The sequence below is a fragment of the Brevibacillus sp. HB2.2 genome (assembly GCF_013284275.1).
Taxonomy (GTDB): domain Bacteria; phylum Bacillota; class Bacilli; order Brevibacillales; family Brevibacillaceae; genus Brevibacillus; species Brevibacillus brevis_D.
On record NZ_JABSUV010000005.1, the window covers coordinates 109142 to 126175 of the forward strand.

A 17034-nucleotide genomic window follows, 5' to 3' on the forward strand; every position below is an offset into this window, starting at 1 on the left:
TCAGATCACTATTCTGCTTTACTGATGTCGCGGTTAAAGTACTTTTCGCTCAATTTGACGTAGGTTCCATCCTCCATCATTTGCTTGAGCACTTCGTTGATCTTGTTCAGCAATTCCGTATTTCCTTTGCGCACTGCGATTCCATGCTTGACCTCCGAGAGTGGCGACCCACTTTTCTTGAGCTTCAAGCCTTGGGCAATGGCAATTTCCCCTACGACGCTATCTGTAATCACGACATCGTGTTTTCCTTGCTCCAAGGCACGCAGAGCTGTTACATCGCTGTCATATGTTTTGATGTTATCCGTATACTCCCTCGCCATCTTTTCGTGTGTAGTGCCGAGTGCGACTGCCACTTCTTTGCCTTTTAAGCCTTCCAGCGTGCTAATCGTCCCATCCGGGCGAACGAACAGCTGACCACCGGACAAGTAGTACGGGTCTACGAAATCAACCTGCTGCTTCCGCTCTTCTGTAATCGCATGGCTGGCAATCGCTGCATCGTAGCGCCCTTCCTTTACCCCTGCAATAATACCGGAAAAAGGCGACGTGACTGGCTTTGGCTCAAGACCCAAACGCTTGGCGATCTCATTGCCGATCTCGACATCAAATCCGGTCAATTGATCATCCTTGAAGTAGCTGAATGGCTGATATTCACCGGAAGCCGCGTATACAAATACGCCTGCCTCTTTTGTCATCGATGATGCATTTCCAGCAGTAGCCCCACCCGCTTGACCTCCCGCACTGTTAGTGGATGCTCCTTGGCTACATCCGCTTACGAGTAGTGACAACGAAAATACGACCCCTGCGATTGTTTTCCATGTTTTTTTCATCTGTTTCATCCCCCAATTCTTTCTGTTCACGATTACATTTTTCATTACTCTACCATTTGTAAATTTTCTGAAATCATTAAAGGTGCTCCAGTATTCGTGATGACATTTTCCAAGGTGAACGGGTACATTACCTCTGTCAAAAGCAAGCCTCTTTGCGTGATCTCGATTACCGCCCGCTCCGTGATAATAAGATCGACGCAGCCCTTCGCCGTCAGCGGCAATGTGCACTCCCTGCGAATTTTAGGCTCTCCTGCCTGATTCACATGGCTCATGAGCACGATCACTTTCTTGGCGTAATAGGCCAGCTCCGCTCCTCCACCAATGCCATGAACACGTGAGCCCGGAACAATCCAGTTTGCCAAATCTCCTCGACGATTCACCTGCAAAGCCCCGATAAACGCGGCATCCAGCTTTCTTCTTCGGATCATGCCATACGCGATGGTACTGTCGAAATACGATGCCCCCGGGACAACGGTAACAGGTGCTCCACCAGCGTTGGAAATGTGCTGGTCCTCTTCTCCCTTTAACGGCGTAGGTCCGACACCCAAGATTCCATTCACCGAGTGAAACATGACTTGCCATTCATTCGGGATAAAATCAGCGACGAGCTCAGGTATCCCGATCCCCAAGTTAACAGCCATTCCGGGAGCGACCTCTTTGGCCGCGCGCCACGCAACCATATTTCGCTGATCCATTTCCAACCCCATTAGCTGTTCCCTCCACCATGAACCACGATATAATCCACAAAAATGCCAGGCGTCACGATTTTATCCGGGTCCAGCTCTCCTGCCGGGACGATCTCCTCTACCTCAGCGATCGTAATATCTGCGGCCATCGCTACTAGCGGATTCAGATTTCTTGCCGCCTTGTCATAAATAAGATTTCCGTAAGTATCTGCCTGTTTCGCATAGACGATTCCTACTTCCGCGGTCAGGGCGGCTTCAATCTGACAAGTTCTTCCCGCAAAAGCAAACGGCTCTGCTCCTTCCATTCGCTCTCCTCTCACATGCGCATCCACAACGATTCCCGGAATGCCAACACCTCCTGCCCGAATCTTTTCTGCGAAAATTCCTTGTGGACAAAATGTCACTTCCAGCATCCCGTCCATCATTTGTTGACCTGCCTCGGGATTGGAGCCAATATGTGTGGTTATTAGCCGCCTCACCCGTCCATGACTGATCAGCTTTCCAATTCCGATTTCCGGATACCCCGCATCAATTCCAATGAGTGTCAAGCTTTGCACGCCTTTGTGCAAGATCGCATCAATCATGTGTGCCGGGGAGCCTATCGTGCCGAATCCGCCATACATCAGCCGGGTGCCATCCTGAACATGCTCCACTGCCTGTTCGTGCGTCACCAGTTTTGATAACATCGCATGCATTTCCTTATCTCTTATTCTTGGATAAATCGCTTACGTCCCACTATGTAATAGCAACTCTTGTGCCAAGCCTCAAAACGGCAAGAAAACGCGCTCAAGCAAAAAGCCATTCCGATTTCCGAGTCGAAATAGACTCACTTTTGAATCGAAAAGGCAGGAAAAGTCTAATTTTTCGCTCGAATCGATTTCGACTCAACTAATTTTAAATTCGACTCACTATACACGATCAATATCATCTTGTACAATCAGTTGAAAAACCGGGGAGCTACTCAACATGGAAAAAGCTGCGGAGATACTAGCACTGTCTTCTGTTGATCGTTTAATTGACATCCTGAACACACTGGCAGATGGCATATTCATCGCTGATGCACAGGGAACTACTTTATGGTTAAACAACGCGAGTGAAAACCTGTGTGGTCTACCGAAAGCCGAACTCATCGGGCAAAACGTATCCGACCTCGAAGAAATGGGGATTTTCAGCCCTTCTGTCACCCGCTTGGTTTTGGAAACGGGAAAACCGACCACAACCATTCAGCTCGTCAATAATAAGGGGAAATTCCTAGTAACTGGACACATCATCCCGGATGAGGAGGGGAGACCAGAGCTGATCGTTTCCCACTCACGCGATATCACTGAGGCAGCCCGTGCCAGTTCACAGCTGGAAGAGACGGTCGCTTTGCTTAAGCGATACAGCGAAGAGATTCAGCACATGAAGTGGGAAGCAAGCCAGAGCTCCTCCCAAACCTTGATAGGAAACAGCCGTTCCTACCTCGCTCTGCTGGAATTAATGAAAAAAGCAGCCCCTGTCGACACGACCGTGTTTATTACAGGAGAAACAGGTGTAGGAAAAAGCTATCTTGCGGAGCAGATCCATCAGTTGAGTGAGCGAAGCAGCGGGCCGTTTGTCCACGTCAACTGTAGCGCTATTCCCGAAACCTTGATCGAATCAGAGCTGTTCGGCTACCACAAAGGGGCCTTTACGGGGGCGAGTCACTCGGGGAAAATCGGATTAGTGAAAATGGCGGACAAAGGGACGCTTTTCTTGGATGAAATCAGTGAGCTTCCCTACCACTTGCAATCGAAATTATTGCTGCTTTTGCAAAACAAAACATTTATGCCGATCGGCGGTACGAAAACATACACGGCTGACATCCGCATCATAACAGCAACCAATGCCAACCTTCAGGAGCTTGTGCGGTTGGGCAAATTCAGACACGATCTGTACTATCGTCTTAATATTTTGCCAATCAATGTTCCGCCATTACGGGAGAGAAAGGACGATATTTTCCCGTTACTCCATCACAACTTACAGCGATTCAATAGCAAGCATAACCAGAAACGTCGTTTTTCCCCGGAAGTGCTGGATGTCTTGCATCAATACGAGTGGCCTGGAAATGTGCGGGAGCTGGAAAATTTGGTAGAGCGGATCGTTATTACGTCCAAGCTGGATGAAATCCAAGTCAGTGATTTGCCGGAAGAACTGCGGAGTATTCGTGAGCTGGAGGAAGGGATTCTTTCACTCGGTTCTCTTTCTCTTACAGAGCGGATGGAGAAAATTGAGATGGAATTTATTCTGCAAGCATTGCGTACACACAAAACGACTCGCAAAACAGCAGCGGGCCTTGGTATAACCCAGTCGCTACTTATGCGACGGATTAGAAAGTATGGGATTCAGCTGGATTCTGAGGATGAGTGAGTCAACATAGTGGAGGAGAAGAAAAAGCGCAGTTCTCTTCGACTCTGACACGCCCGCATGGGGGATTCACTGGCCGTCTCCACTGCAAAAAGGGGACCGTCGAGCCAAAGCCACCCTACGGGCGGATGCTTCTCTGGGAAGAAGTGTTCGACAACCGGGTCCCCCTTTTGCAGTTCCAACTGGGTAGGCGTTGTCAAGGTCTGCGAGTCCTGCGCTTTTTCTTCTCACCAGCTTTGTTTGTTCATCGATACCTATTTAAGAGAGAGAACAGTTCCGGACATTTTTGACATAAAAAGGAGCGCTACTACCTCGCAGCGCTCCTTTTTTCTTCTATTACTCTTCAATCTTCTTTGCTTTTTTGCCAAACCATGTATTTGCTACCAGCTCAACTACTTGCTTCGGCAAAGATTGTGGTGCTTGTATTTCTGATCCAGCCTTGTCCACTGTGCGGTACAGCAAAGCTTTGTCATCTGCTGGGTCAGACATGGTTTGCAGTGTCCATTCACCGATTTGTCCGGCGTTTGTCCACTCCTCGATCATCAGCTGATATTCCCCTGGAGCCAGCTCGATGTAATCCTCCTCTGTCACATCCACAATCGCATATCCATCATGCTCGATTTCAGCATCGTATGTATTTCCGTTCGCCGTTTCGTACAGAGCGAGCTCCTCTGGGTTATTCAAGTTTTCTGTCAGATGAGTAAAATCCGCAATCGTCACCTTAATACGCTTTTTCATTGGTACCCCTCCCGTGTTGAACACATCATTTCACACTCTACCATAACATGGTCAGCCCTGCCAATTGTCTATGAGTAGACGAACATGTTTGATTTCTTCACCATGGCCCCCTTCTGAGCCTCTCGCCGTTTCCAAAACGATGGGAAGTCCTTGCAATTCGGGTGTTTGCAAAAAAGTGGCAATGGCTGCATCACCGATCATCCCTTTTCCGATAGAGGCATGCCGATCTCGAAAGGAACCACTCGGATAAACAGAATCGTTTAGATGAACGGCCCGCAGGCTCGTAAAATAATCAAGCTCTCGCATCCGATCGGCTACTTCTTCCCAATCATTCCCTTTCCACAATCCGCTGGCAAATGCATGACACGTATCCAAACAAAATCCAACTTTCTGTGGCTCAGCAAACAATTGTCGAACCTGCGTAAGCTCTTCGAGTGTCGTGCCCATGCGGTTGCCTTGTCCGGCATTGTTTTCGATTAACAGCTGGGCTTTTCCATTCCAGCCATCCAATATTTGATTGACCATCTGGATCATGATTTTGTAACCGGCAAGGACATCAGTGCCTTTATACTGGCCAAAGTGAACGACCACGCCCAACGCTCCACAAGCTTCGGCAATTTCAAGGTCATTTCGCACGGAGCCCACTGTGACGGCGAATAGTTCTTGCTCCTCGACACAAAGATTCACTGGGTATGGCGTATGAGCAATCGACAGCATGCCGTTTTGCTGACAAAAAGCACGACACCGCTCTGCATCCCGGGCATCGAATGGCTTGACGCCTAAGCTACGTGGGTTTTTCGGGAAAAATTGAAAGGATGACGCGCCTTCTTTGTATGCCGTTCTCGCCGCCTCCCCGTACCCATGACGAATACTGACATGACAACCGACTTGCAAAATAATCCCTCCTCTCACTCGCTTCTTCTCATTTTTCCCTCTGTCCTTTTTCTCAATCGAGCACTTGCACTTCCCTGTCAGATCGAATAAACTAAAACTAAACCGAACGTTCAGTCTAGATTAAGGAGCATTTCAATCATGTCAAAGCGCCGTCTCGATGGGGAGAAAACCAAACAACATATCGTAGAGAAAGCCACCGAGTTATTTTCTCAGAAAGGCTATTCAGCCACTTCCATTGAGGACATTTGCCAAGCAACTGGAGCGAGTAAGGGCAGCCTCTATTACCACTTCAAAAACAAGGAGCAGTTGTTCCTGCATTTGCTTGAAAAGCAGTACAACGAATGGGTAGATCTATGGCAGGAAAAAGAAAAAGAATTCGAGACTTCCATCGATAAACTGTACGGCTTAGCTGCTTTTTTCTTGGAGGACTTTTTGTCCCACCCTCTAAAAAAAGCAGGCGAAGAGTTCTCCGGCAGCCAGCTCGCCGATCCAGCCATTTTGGAACAAGTGCTGGAAATGCTCAGCTCCTCGTACACCCTCTATACCTCAATCTTCCAAGAAGGAATCAATCGAGGCGATTTTGCCCCATGCGATCCTGAAGAAATGGCGATGATACTAGAAGGGCTTATGAACGGAATCATTAATGTAGGTTATCAGATGGATGACGAGCGTCTTCATGCTCTGCTGAAGAGGAGCATTGACGTTTTGCTGCATGGCATTGTTGCCAAGTAGCATTTTTTTCAACTTTAATTAGACCGGACGTTCGGTATAACTTTTCGGGAGTGATATGACCTATGAAAGGTCTTTGGGGAAACAAAGTTTTTCTTACCGTCTTTATCACGGATACATTAGAAAATATCGGGATATGGATCCGTAACATGGCCTTACTCTACTACGTAATGGAAACGAGCGGCAACAATCCGACCGCGGTATCGCTTTTGACCGCTATCGAACTCGCGCCGATCTTGGTTTTTTCGATTATTGGCGGGGCATTGGCTGATCGCTGGAATCCAAAACGAACGATGATAGCCGGGAACTTGTTAAGCGCCCTCTCTGTTTTGGTCATCGTGTATTTGCTCTGGCAAGGGATGTGGATCGCTGTATTCTTTGCGACATTTATCTCAGCTGTCGTGTCGCAGTTTTCCCAGCCTTCTTCTGCCAAGATGTTGAAGCGCCATATTCCTGATGAGCAAATGGCAGCAGCTGTGTCTATTTCCCAAAGTACGGGTTCTATTTTTCTACTGGTTGGCCCGATTGTCGGTACCTTCTTCTTTGAACATTGGGGCATCTACCCTTCCCTGTTGACGATGGCTGGCCTATTCCTCGTCGCGGCATTGATTCTCTTGACGCTCCCTACCTCATCTGCCACTGCAACAGAGGAAGAAGGAACTCTCCTTTCTGAGATTAAAGCAGGTTTTGCCTATGTAAAAAAGCGACCAGCCTTGCTCGGGATTGCCATTACCTTTTCGTGTCTGGGGCTATCCTCGGGTTTTATTAATTCGCTGGAGGTATTCGTCGTCACGGATCGTCTTTTACTCTCCAAAGAAGCCATCCAATGGTTTACCGCATTAGACGGATTGGGTATGTTGTTGGGCGGCATTTTGGCTTCTGTTTATCTGGAGCGCATGAATAGTCGCTGGGTTATTACAGGTGGATTGATATTCTTCGCTCTCTCCGTCGCCGTAGAAGTTCTCTCTGTTTGGGTATACGTAACCGCAGCAATGCGCTTTTTCACCGGAATTGGGATGGCATTTTTACAGATTGCGATCAGTATGTTCATGATCAAGCTCGTGGATGAGGCGTATATCGGACGGGTGAGTGGAACGATTTCCCCCCTCATGGTCGGACTCATGATGGTCGGCTCCTTTGTTGCAGGTCCGCTCATGCAGATGACTTCGTTGATTACCGTATTTCTGATATCATCTGTCATCCTTCTGCTCGCTGCATGGGGATGTACGCGAATCAAGTGGGATTCGGCAGAAGTTACACCAGATGGGGCGAATCAACCTTTCGAACAAAAACAAGCGCAAACGCTATCGTAAGAGGCTGCGCCCAAGCAAAAAAGCTGTCCACGAATGGGACAGCTTTTTCTAGCGAAATGCTATGTTTTCACAATGAGGAGTGGTATTTTCGTACGATGAATCGTCTTAAATGTAACACTTCCAAGCAATGTCCCTGCAACCGCACCTTGGCCATGATGACCGAGCACAACCAGTCCAGCGTTGATTTCTTCAGCGGTCTGGCGAATCACAGTAGCTGGATCTCCAACTACAACCATGCTTTCAAAAGGAATCGATGCAGCCTCAAGCATCTCTTCGCAAGGTTTTAACGATTCCCGTCCCCAACCTTCGAGTGTATTCATGTTATCCCAGCCTACGCCATATACACCTGCGTATGTGACTGGCGGTATGACAACGGACAGAAGTGTATAGGATACATTCGGGAGGTGCTGACCCATCTCGATGGCTTTCTTCGCAGCTTCCATCGAATGATCGGAACCATCTACTGCAATGAGCACTTTATTCCAAGGGAAGCGTTTCTCATCTGTCTCCTCTGCAATAAGGAAGACCGGAACTTTGACATCGTGGAGTGTCGGATAGCTGACACTCTGCAACAGGAAGCCTGTGATTCGGCCGTAGCCATGTGTTCCCATTACGATGGCAGCATAGTCATTCGCAGCGTGCTTCGCAATGACTTCATGCGGCTCTCCGAACTCAATCTCCAATTCATACGTGATACCTGCTTCTTCTATGATCGACAGGAATTTTTTCAGATCCTCTCTTGCCTCATCCAATTGATAATCTTCTACGACTTCTCGTCCTAACCTTCTGACAACATTGCGTGAAGGGAATGGCGAGATAGCATGAAGCAATGTGATATCATGCTTATTTTTGGCGTAGGCCAGCGCGAAGCGGACCGCCTGAATGGACTGCGCTGAGAAATCAACAGGAACTAGAATACGGGACATAATGACACGTCCTTCCTCTTTTTCATCTGGCAAATGTGTTGGTGTAGCTCTATGTATCCATCTGCCTTGAGTTCATTGTAGCCCCGTGGGCCCTACGTGTATGTAGGGGTATTCCCTGATCTTGATAGGGATATTCCCTGATAGGGAGTCCTATTCTTTCTATGGCCTAGTCCATGACAGCTGAGATAAAAATAGTAGGCTTTTCACTCAAATCAATGTCCGTAATCTCATGATCATCGACGATCCGCCGATTCGCCTGTTGCTCTCTTCGAATGACCCGAACAACTGGGCGCGAAGGCAAGCCTCTATTTTGGTCAATGATCACACCGATCTCTCCTGTCGACAGCTTCAGCGAGGTTCCTGTCGGATACATGGCAATCGAGCGCAAAAAGTGAATGACCATTTTATGATCAAAGCGTTTCTCCGCGAGCCCCATGACTTTTTCGCAAGCCTCATACGCAGGCAAGGTCTCCTCTTCCGCTGAAAAAGGCGAGATGAGATTATCATAGTAGTTACAAATCGCCACAATCTTGGCGAAATCATGAATCTCATCGCCAGTCAGTCCTCGTGGCTGCCCACTACCATCCACCCATTCATGATGCTGCAAAGGAACGTGTGCGGACACAATGCTCATCTCATGTTTTTTTCGCAACAGATCAAAGCCCAGCCAGGTATGATGATTGGTTTTGCTGTTCTTTTTGTAGGCTGGTGCTTCCTTGTCGACTGACAGCTTTCCAATATCATGCAAGAGGGCTCCGATGGCGAGCTCTTTTAATTGAGCCGTATTATAACCTAATCCTACGCCCATTACTGTCGCCATCATGCACACATTCAAAGAATGAATGTACATCGCGTTGTCGGTCGTGCGAATTTCTCCCAGATTCAAGAGCACGCGACGATTTTTCAAGGTCTCGTCGATGATACTTCCCACTGATTTTTGAATGCCTCGGACATCAAAATTTTTTCCAGTCTGCACACACGAAATCGCTTGAGATAGATTGCGGATTGCGTCCTTCCGAGTGGTCTCTGTGACGACCTCCTGCTCTTTCACTTCATCGAGCAGAGGGTCTTTGATGCTTAACATCGTGACGCCAAACCGACGCAATTTATTTATCATTCCGACAGTCAGCTGGACACCTGCATGCAAGAGCGTCAAGCCTTCACTTGTATAAATGCTTCGAGCCAAAACGTCTCCTGGCTCTACTAGGTCTACATTCACATATTTCATGGGGTCTTTCCTCCTGATTCCATCCTCCCCTGATGCTTCTTCCCTATCTTTGCTTTGGAAAAACCTGTTTCACATGATTTTGCCGAAAAAACATCCGCGGGATCGATGTCTCCTCATTTTTCACCTGTTCCCGCCAAGACCAAGCCATGTACAAAGCCCAGAAAATTGAGTACGCGCATCTTGATAGCCTTGTCTGTAATAATGCTCCAGCTTCTCCTCTTGACGTTCAAATCCTCGTAGAAAGGTACCCTCTGGAGGTGCGATAACAAACGCTTTGCCTTCCTTCTGCATCTCCTTGATCTGCTCTATTGCCTCGTAATAGATGCGAAAATGACGAATGAATGCTTGACACAAGCGCGTACCTCTGGAAAAAAGACGCTCGACACGCGAAAGCTTGCGCATCCACTCACTGGGCGGACAAGAAGACGTAAGCACAATAATATGCTTTTGATTGCCATCAAGCATGGACTTCATGAGAGGTACCGGATGCACGATGCCTCCATCCCATAGCTTACGTCCGTTGAAGGCAACTTTTGGGGATAAAAACGGGAGACTGCACGAAGCCCGAATCACATGGAAAATATCCTCACAGTCGTCTTTCGTAAAGTAAACGGCTTCCCCTGTCGCGCAATCCGTCGTGACGACGACAAACTGTTCCTTCGCTTCGCGAAACCGATCAAAGGCGAACGGCTCCAGCTTGTTAGGCATCTCACTGAAAATAAAATCCATGCCAAACAGCGAGCGTTTCTTGATCAAATTTTTATAGTGAAAGTATCGGGGATCGCGAATGTATTTCGTATGATAAATCTTGCCCAATCCGTGCTGTCTCGCCAAATATGCCGCCCCATTGCACGCACCTGCTGATACGGCAATCACGTACGGGATGTATAGCTCCTGCTCCATGAAGTAATCCAAAACGCCAGCAGTATAAATCCCACGGCTACCTCCTCCCTGCAAAACGAGCCCGACCTTTTCCATACCTATCACCCATTTTGATGTCGTTTACCCGTAGTATGAATGATTGCCCAATGAAACATGCAGGGCCGGATCGTGCCAATCAAAAAACGACCCTCAAAAGGGTCGCCATTCCATCGTCTTTTTTCATCATGCTGTGCTCATCACGAATCATCGTTACGTTTTCCCAGATGGAACTCGGATTCCCGTCAACGCCTGAAACAGTACGCGCTCATACTTCCTCTCAGCATCCGGATCAGGCCGATCCAGTAGTGTTCCGAGCACCGCCCCTAGAAAGCCGAGTGGTATCGAGACCAATCCGGGATTCGTCAGTGGAAATAATGGCTCCGCACGAATAAGTCCAGCAACGGGATGCATAACAGTCGGTCCCAAAATGACAAGGACTACGGATGCCGTTAACCCTGTCAGGACGCCACAAATCGCTCCTCTCACGGTAAACCGCTTCCAATATAACGTAAACAACAGTAATGGCAAATTGGATGATGCTGCTACTGCAAACGTCAGCGCAACGAGAATCGCCACGTTCATTTTTTCTGCACCGATCGCCAGCCAAATGGAGATCACGCCCACCGCAACTGACGAAAGCTTTGCCATGGTGACCTGTTCTTTTTCCGATGCCATCCCTCGCCTGATCAGATGACTGTAGACATCATGCGCGAACGCTGAAGACGCGGAGAGCACGAGTCCTGTCACGACAGCCAATATCGTCGCAAAGGCAACAGCAGCGATATATGCCATCAAAAACTCTCCACCGAGAGCATTCGCCAAGAGCGTGACAGTCAGATTCCCCCCGAAGCCCACATTTTTCAATGCCTCGTAGCCTACGAACGTGCTCGCTCCGAAGCCGAGGAAGATCGTCATCAAATAAAAGGCGCCGATGACCCAAGTGGCGGTATAAATCGAATTACGAGTCGTCTTTGCGTCTTTGACTGTGAACAACCGGGAGATAATATGGGGGAGTCCGGCGGTACCGAGAATCAAAGCCAAATGCAGGGAGATCGTTTCCAGCGGATCATGAAGTTGATTACCTGGCTGTAAGAACTGTTCCTGAAGAGGTGTAATCGTACTCACATGGGAAAACATTTCGGATAAGCTCCAATCAAAACGGGCAAACACGATCAGACTTAGGATCAATGTCCCTGTCAGGAGCAAAATTGCTTTAATAATCTGAACCCACGAGGTCGCCACCATCCCGCCGAACACCACGTAAAATGTCATCAGGCTCCCGACGATCAGAACCGCCGTATCGTAACGGATTCCTAATAAATAATGAATGAGGGCACCAGCCCCAACTAATTGCGCCAACATGTAAAAAATCGTAATTAATAGAGTCGTACAGGCAACAACGCCACGCAGCCAAAGACTGTCAAACCTGACGGCAATCGCGTCTGCCAGCGTATAGCGCCCCAAATTATGTAACGGCTCCGCAACTAAAAACAAAATAATCAGATAAGAGACAAAAAAGCCTATCGCATACACGAACCCGTCAAAGCCGTACATCGCAATCGTTCCCGCAATCCCCAAAAACGAGGCAGCACTCATATAATCGCCCGCAATGGCAATGCCATTTTGTAACCCGTTCAAGCGATTTCCTGCTGCATAGAAGTCTCTCGTCGTTCCTGTCTGTTTGGCAGCCGAATAAGTGATAGCCATCGTTCCAATAATGACGGCAAGGAAAAAGATGATCGTCGTCACGGACAATACCTCTCCCTTCTTGCAAAAATGAAAAAAAGACCAGGGGTTAACCCCAGCCTTCTCTTCGTGGCATGAGCTTCCTATGCTTACTGTTTCTACGCTGAATCTTTCATTCCTGTATTCGCTTTCACCAAAATTTCATCGTACTTCTTATCATCACGGGAGCTGGACAACAAGGTTCCGATCCATGCTGCCAAAAACCCTAACGGGATCGAGACAATCCCCGGATTCGGCAATGGGAACAGCGCTTCGCCGACCAAAATGGCTTTTCCAGCCACAGGATTCCAAACGTTCGGACTCAAGGCAACCAGAATGAGAGCGCTGAACAGTCCGACGAGCATCCCGCTAATTGCTCCCGCCGTATTGAATCTTTTCCAGAAGATCGTGAACAAAATCACTGGTAGGTTTGCACTCGCCGCTACTGCGAAAGCCAGAGCAACAAGGAAAGCCACGTTCAGATTTTGTGCAAACAAGGCGAGCAGGATAGAGACAATCGAGACGCCGACAGACGCCCATTTGGCCATCTTCATTTGTTCCTTTTCTGTTGCTTTTCCTTGGCGTAATACGTGTCCGTAAAAGTCGTGCGCGAAGGCAGAAGCCGCAGTCAGCACCAGCCCAGCCACTACTGCGAGAATGGTAGCGAAGGCAACCGCAGATACGAAGGCGAACAAGAAGTTACCGCCGAGTGCTTGCGCTAGTAATGGAGCGCCCATGTTACCTGCTGGGTCCATATTGCCCGCTCCGACAAACGCTGCCGCACCGAAGCCGAGGAAGATCGTCATGACATAGAAGACACCAATGATCCACGTTGCGTACACAACCGATTTGCGAGCTGTCGTGGCATCTTTTACGGTGAAGAAACGAATCAAAATATGCGGCAATCCAGCCGTTCCGAGCACAAGCGCGAGATTCAATGAAATCGTATCGAGCCCCACTTTAAACTTGTTGCCAGGATTGAGGAATTGCTCTCCCAATGGTGTCGCCAGCTTCATTTGCTCGAACATTTTCAAAAGATTAAAATCGAATTTGGCGAAAACCATCATAGAGATAATGAATGTCCCAATCATTAACAAAACGGCTTTGACGATCTGCACCCATGAGGTTGCCGTCATCCCGCCGAAGACGACGTAGATGGTCATCAATGCCCCTACGATCAATACGGAGGTCGTGTAATCCAGACCCAACAGTAGCTTGATCAAGGCGCCTGCTCCGACCAATTGCGCGATCATATAAAAAATCGAGATGGCAATCGAATTGAGAGCAGCGACACCACGAACCTTTTTATTGTCAAAACGCGCGGCTATCATATCAGCCATCGTGTATTTTCCTAAATTACGCAAAGGCTCTGCTACCAAGTAGAGCACCACGAGATACGCGACAAGAAAACCGATACTGTAGAAGAAACCATCAAACCCGCTCAACGCAATCATCCCGGCAATTCCAAGAAAGGAAGCAGCGGACATGTAATCTCCCGCAATCGCAAGGCCGTTTTGCCAACCCGTCAAGCCTCCTCCAGCGGTGTAAAACTCACTAGTCGTATTCGTCTTTTTCGACGCGTAAAAGGTGATGACAAGCGTCAAAAGAACAATGACGAGAAAGAGTAAAAATGCAGTAACATTCATTAGCCCCTCCCACCTGCCTCTCGTTTGATTTTCTCTACGAGTTGATCAAACTGCTCTGCCCGCTTGGTGTACAGGATACAGAGACCCCATGTCATGACGAACTGAGCAAAGGCAAATACCCACGCCCACGAAATGGCCCCAAACGCTGGTTGATTCAGTACGGTGAAGTAGGAGGTTAAAATCGGAAGAGTAAAGTAAAATACAAAGAAAAAAATAGAAGATGGCAAAATAAACGCTTTTTTTCTTCTCAACAGCTCTTTGAAAGTGGCTGACTGAATCACTGCTGCATAATCAACAGCATCCTTCTTCTGATCCTCGGCTTTTTTTGCCGAAGCGGATTTGCCCATAGGAACCTCCCCTTTATCAACCGAAATGTAAGCGCTTCCTACATTGTAGAGAATCCTTTTTTATCCGTGTATTTTTCTGCGTAAGATGTCGGGGAGAGTGTGTCAGTGGCAGATTTTCAACCACGATCTGCAAACCATGGATCATCTGGCTTACTCCTCGAGACGTTTGAGCAAATCCTTGGCGGAGGTCCGGGATACGGGAATACGCGGTCTTCCTTCTCCCTTCAAAATCAGGTTGTAGGCACCGTTGAACCATGGTTCGAGCTCGCTTACGAATTGAAGATTGACCAGATAGCTTTTGTGGGTACGGAAAAAGTCGTATGCAAAAAGCTTCTCAGCCAGCTGTGTCAGGGTCATCCGCGTCGAATAGGTAGCCGTTTGGGTGACGATTTGCACATATCGCTCCTCCCGCACCGCATAGACAATCGTCGTTGGATCAATGACCACTAATCGGCTGTTGTCTTCTACCAACAGCTTCGTTCGTTTTGTCTGGACAGGCTCTACTTTTGGCTTGACTAGACGCTCTCGTATTCGTTGCATCGTTTCTACCAGCCGTTTGGGCTCCGTAGGCTTCAGCAAATAATCGACGGCGTACAGCTTAAACGCATCGATGGCAAATTCCTCATACGCGGTACAAAAAACGATGAGGGGGTGCTGCTTACGCGAAGCCAGCATTCTTGCTGCCTGCGCTCCTTCCAGCTCAGGCATTTTCATATCGAGGAATACGACATCCGGTTCGTGCACATCGACCATTTCCAACAGCTCTCGTCCATTGGTGGCATAGGGCAGCAGTTCAACGTCTCCTTCTTGAAGCAGTAAATAGCTCAGTTCTTCGCGTGCTAGTCGCTCGTCTTCTGCAATCATGACGCGTATTGGCATCAGGCACTCACCTCTTTTGTAATCGGAATCGTAAAGGTAATCATACTACCGCCTTCTTGTTTATTGGCAAAATGAAGTTGGGCCTCTTGTCCGCACAAGCTGATCAGGCGTTGGTTGACATTATGAATGCCAATTCCATTGCCCTCCTTACTCTCCATGGGAACCTTTCCGAGAACTGGCAGCAAGTTGTCAGGAAAACCTTGGCCATTATCTTCGATTTGAAAAACAACGTGCACACCCTGCCGTTTCACATGGAGAATGATCTCACCGCCGTTCGTGATGTCGCGAACACCATGCTGAATGCAGTTTTCAAATAACGGCTGCAACGTGCCAGGGGGAATAAGGGCTTCCTCTACCCCCGCCTCAATGATGGTGCGAACGGCGAATTGCTCGGAAAATCTTATCTTGATAATTTCCAAATAGGCATGCAGGTGATCCAACTCCTGTCTCACGGTGACAAGCGGACTTGCTGTGAGCTTCAGGTTAAAACGCATGAACACGCCAAGCTGAATGGTCATATGCCGGGCTAGCTGCGGATCAATTCGTATCAAGGTCACAATTGAATTCAGCGTGTTGAACAAAAAGTGTGGTTGAATCTGTGCCTGCAGCATTCGCAACTCAGCATCCTTCATCAAGCCTTTCATTTGCTCCGTGAGAGATAGGGTCAATTGATTAGAGATCAGGTTGCCAAGCCCTTTTGCTAATGCCTCCTGAACTTTTCCTATTTGTTGCGGCCTCCGATAGTAGAGTTTGATCAGACCAACGACGCTGTCCCCCTCTTTAATCGGCACGAGAATCGCTGCATGCAGGCTACAATTTTTACGCTTGCACCCGACGGTCTCTCGCGTCAATCCCTTGTCGATTCCACCGCTAAACAGAGCCCGCTTATCGAGTTCACTATGGAGCGCTTCTCCCGGATGATGATGATCAGCCCCCACTCCAACGTGCGCAAGAAGCCGTTCCCGATTTGTTACTGCAACGGCGGCTGCTTTCGTTTCTTTTTGTAAGACAAGGGCTGCTGACTGAGCTGTCTGCGGTGTAAGCCCCCTTTTTAAGTGTGGCAAAATTCTTTCCGCTATCGTAAAGGAACGCTCCGCTTCAATGGCAGCGGAACGCTCTGCCTCTTGCAAGGCAACCCGTATCATCGTCGTAAAAATCGCAATCGAAACACTGTTTGTCAGTACCATCGGAATCCCGATCACGTTGACCATGGTTCGCGCCAGCTCAGGCGGAGCGGCCATGATCAATAAAAGCGACATCTGAATAATGGGCGCGAACATGCCGATAAACATGGCTTTGGACGGAGAAATAACCCGCTCCTGCGAGAAAAAACGCGCTACGTATCCTGCCAGTAATCCCGTGATCGGGATCGACAAGCCCATCGGTGCTGCGGCGAATCCTCCCAATTGAAAGACATGAAGCCCAGCAATGACACCTGCCCCCAGGCCAACGAGAGGTCCCCCTAGCAAACCTCCGATGACGACCCCTACCAGCGTAGAAGTGGCGATTATTTCGTCATGCGACAAACGAAAAATCCAAAATGCAGGGAGATAGCTCTCTCCTTGTACAACCACTCCTGCATATGTACCCGCAATCCCAAACAACCCGAACATGACGGAAAATGCGATTGACGTCCCTACGTGCAATTCGCGGTCTAAAAGCTGGCGAAACAATGATGTCCTTGTCAAAATAAATGCCAGCGTCAAAAGAATGCCCATCCTTTCAATGAGCAATAACGTAAGATTGTCCACCGCAGCCTCCCTTAGTTTAAATCTTCTATAAATTCCGCG

16 protein-coding genes are annotated in these 17034 nt (G+C 48.4%); 3 read left to right on the forward strand and 13 right to left on the reverse strand.

The features are described 5' to 3' along the window. Positions 1-8 precede the first annotated feature (8 nt). From HP401_RS05360 to HP401_RS05370, 3 genes are read right to left on the reverse strand one after another with little or no spacing between them, the layout of a single operon-like run. Positions 9-827, reverse strand: a complete 819-nt coding sequence (locus HP401_RS05360) for an ABC transporter substrate-binding protein (RefSeq protein ID WP_173604337.1) — start codon at positions 825-827, stop codon at positions 9-11. Positions 828-871: 44 nt separating this feature from the next. Then, a complete protein-coding gene (locus HP401_RS05365) occupies positions 872-1534 on the reverse strand; it encodes a 3-oxoacid CoA-transferase subunit B (protein ID WP_064199796.1) in 663 nt (220 codons plus the stop codon). Then, positions 1534-2199 (reverse strand): CoA transferase subunit A, encoded by a 666-nt coding sequence (locus HP401_RS05370; RefSeq protein WP_173604338.1) that lies wholly within the window; start codon positions 2197-2199, stop codon positions 1534-1536. The genes HP401_RS05365 and HP401_RS05370 overlap by 1 nt, the downstream gene beginning before the upstream one ends. 280 nt (positions 2200-2479) lie before the next feature. Here HP401_RS05370 and HP401_RS05375 point away from each other — a divergent pair, with 280 nt between their 5' ends. After that, positions 2480-3901, forward strand: coding sequence for a sigma-54 interaction domain-containing protein (locus tag HP401_RS05375; RefSeq protein WP_173604339.1), 1422 nt, complete (start codon positions 2480-2482; stop codon positions 3899-3901). A gap of 333 nt (positions 3902-4234) precedes the next feature. On the opposite strand, the gene HP401_RS05380 is transcribed toward HP401_RS05375, so the two are convergent. After that, positions 4235-4636 (reverse strand): hypothetical protein, encoded by a 402-nt coding sequence (locus HP401_RS05380; RefSeq protein ID WP_173604340.1) that lies wholly within the window; start codon positions 4634-4636, stop codon positions 4235-4237. A gap of 51 nt (positions 4637-4687) precedes the next feature. Then, positions 4688-5530: a deoxyribonuclease IV gene (locus HP401_RS05385; protein WP_173604341.1), complete on the reverse strand. Its 843-nt coding sequence runs from the start codon at positions 5528-5530 to the stop codon at positions 4688-4690. A 138-nt stretch (positions 5531-5668) separates the two neighbouring features. Here HP401_RS05385 and HP401_RS05390 point away from each other — a divergent pair, with 138 nt between their 5' ends. Continuing rightward, positions 5669-6262: a TetR/AcrR family transcriptional regulator gene (locus HP401_RS05390; RefSeq protein WP_064199792.1), complete on the forward strand. Its 594-nt coding sequence runs from the start codon at positions 5669-5671 to the stop codon at positions 6260-6262. A 62-nt stretch (positions 6263-6324) separates the two neighbouring features. Further along, positions 6325-7572, forward strand: coding sequence for an MFS transporter (locus HP401_RS05395; protein WP_173604342.1), 1248 nt, complete (start codon positions 6325-6327; stop codon positions 7570-7572). A 59-nt stretch (positions 7573-7631) separates the two neighbouring features. Here HP401_RS05395 and HP401_RS05400 read toward each other — a convergent pair whose 3' ends face one another. The 8 genes from HP401_RS05400 to HP401_RS05435 all read right to left on the reverse strand — a co-directional run bounded on the left by HP401_RS05400 (position 7632) and on the right by HP401_RS05435 (position 16995). Beyond that, the gene (locus HP401_RS05400) at positions 7632-8498 is read right to left on the reverse strand and encodes a universal stress protein (RefSeq protein ID WP_173604343.1); all 867 of its coding nucleotides are present in this window, start codon (positions 8496-8498) and stop codon (positions 7632-7634) included. Between the two features lie 166 nt (positions 8499-8664). After that, the gene (locus HP401_RS05405) at positions 8665-9726 is read right to left on the reverse strand and encodes an HD-GYP domain-containing protein (RefSeq protein ID WP_173604344.1); all 1062 of its coding nucleotides are present in this window, start codon (positions 9724-9726) and stop codon (positions 8665-8667) included. A 120-nt stretch (positions 9727-9846) separates the two neighbouring features. Continuing rightward, positions 9847-10704, reverse strand: coding sequence for a patatin-like phospholipase family protein (locus HP401_RS05410; protein ID WP_012685886.1), 858 nt, complete (start codon positions 10702-10704; stop codon positions 9847-9849). A gap of 153 nt (positions 10705-10857) precedes the next feature. Further along, the gene (locus tag HP401_RS05415; RefSeq protein WP_375140427.1) at positions 10858-12402 is read right to left on the reverse strand and encodes a solute symporter family protein; all 1545 of its coding nucleotides are present in this window, start codon (positions 12400-12402) and stop codon (positions 10858-10860) included. 89 nt (positions 12403-12491) lie between these two features. After that, positions 12492-14018 carry a solute symporter family protein gene (locus tag HP401_RS05420; protein ID WP_012685884.1) on the reverse strand — a complete coding sequence of 509 codons (1527 nt, stop codon included), beginning with the start codon at positions 14016-14018 and terminating at the stop codon, positions 12492-12494. Next, a complete protein-coding gene (locus HP401_RS05425) occupies positions 14018-14365 on the reverse strand; it encodes a DUF485 domain-containing protein (protein WP_012685883.1) in 348 nt (115 codons plus the stop codon). The genes HP401_RS05420 and HP401_RS05425 overlap by 1 nt, the downstream gene beginning before the upstream one ends. Positions 14366-14515: 150 nt before the next feature. Beyond that, on the reverse strand, positions 14516-15244 hold the full coding sequence (locus HP401_RS05430; RefSeq protein WP_012685882.1) for a LytR/AlgR family response regulator transcription factor: 729 nt from the start codon (positions 15242-15244) through the stop codon (positions 14516-14518). Next, positions 15244-16995: a LytS/YhcK type 5TM receptor domain-containing protein gene (locus HP401_RS05435; RefSeq protein WP_173604346.1), complete on the reverse strand. Its 1752-nt coding sequence runs from the start codon at positions 16993-16995 to the stop codon at positions 15244-15246. The genes HP401_RS05430 and HP401_RS05435 overlap by 1 nt, the downstream gene beginning before the upstream one ends. Positions 16996-17034: the final 39 nt, after the last annotated feature.

Bases quoted from the DNA above. Each gene is read 5' to 3' on its own strand.
- HP401_RS05400 (WP_173604343.1), bottom strand. From the start codon at position 8,498: ATGTCCCGTATTCTAGTTCCTGTTGATTTCTCAGCGCAGTCCATTCAG.
- HP401_RS05365 (WP_064199796.1), bottom strand. From the start codon at position 1,534: ATGGGGTTGGAAATGGATCAGCGAAATATGGTTGCGTGGCGCGCGGCC.
- HP401_RS05395 (WP_173604342.1), top strand. From the start codon at position 6,325: ATGAAAGGTCTTTGGGGAAACAAAGTTTTTCTTACCGTCTTTATCACG.
- HP401_RS05380 (WP_173604340.1), bottom strand. From the start codon at position 4,636: ATGAAAAAGCGTATTAAGGTGACGATTGCGGATTTTACTCATCTGACA.
- HP401_RS05425 (WP_012685883.1), bottom strand. From the start codon at position 14,365: ATGGGCAAATCCGCTTCGGCAAAAAAAGCCGAGGATCAGAAGAAGGAT.
- HP401_RS05390 (WP_064199792.1), top strand. From the start codon at position 5,669: ATGTCAAAGCGCCGTCTCGATGGGGAGAAAACCAAACAACATATCGTA.
- HP401_RS05370 (WP_173604338.1), bottom strand. From the start codon at position 2,199: ATGTTATCAAAACTGGTGACGCACGAACAGGCAGTGGAGCATGTTCAG.
- HP401_RS05360 (WP_173604337.1), bottom strand. From the start codon at position 827: ATGAAAAAAACATGGAAAACAATCGCAGGGGTCGTATTTTCGTTGTCA.
- HP401_RS05420 (WP_012685884.1), bottom strand. From the start codon at position 14,018: ATGAATGTTACTGCATTTTTACTCTTTCTCGTCATTGTTCTTTTGACG.
- HP401_RS05405 (WP_173604344.1), bottom strand. From the start codon at position 9,726: ATGAAATATGTGAATGTAGACCTAGTAGAGCCAGGAGACGTTTTGGCT.
- HP401_RS05410 (WP_012685886.1), bottom strand. From the start codon at position 10,704: ATGGAAAAGGTCGGGCTCGTTTTGCAGGGAGGAGGTAGCCGTGGGATT.
- HP401_RS05430 (WP_012685882.1), bottom strand. From the start codon at position 15,244: ATGCCAATACGCGTCATGATTGCAGAAGACGAGCGACTAGCACGCGAA.
- HP401_RS05375 (WP_173604339.1), top strand. From the start codon at position 2,480: ATGGAAAAAGCTGCGGAGATACTAGCACTGTCTTCTGTTGATCGTTTA.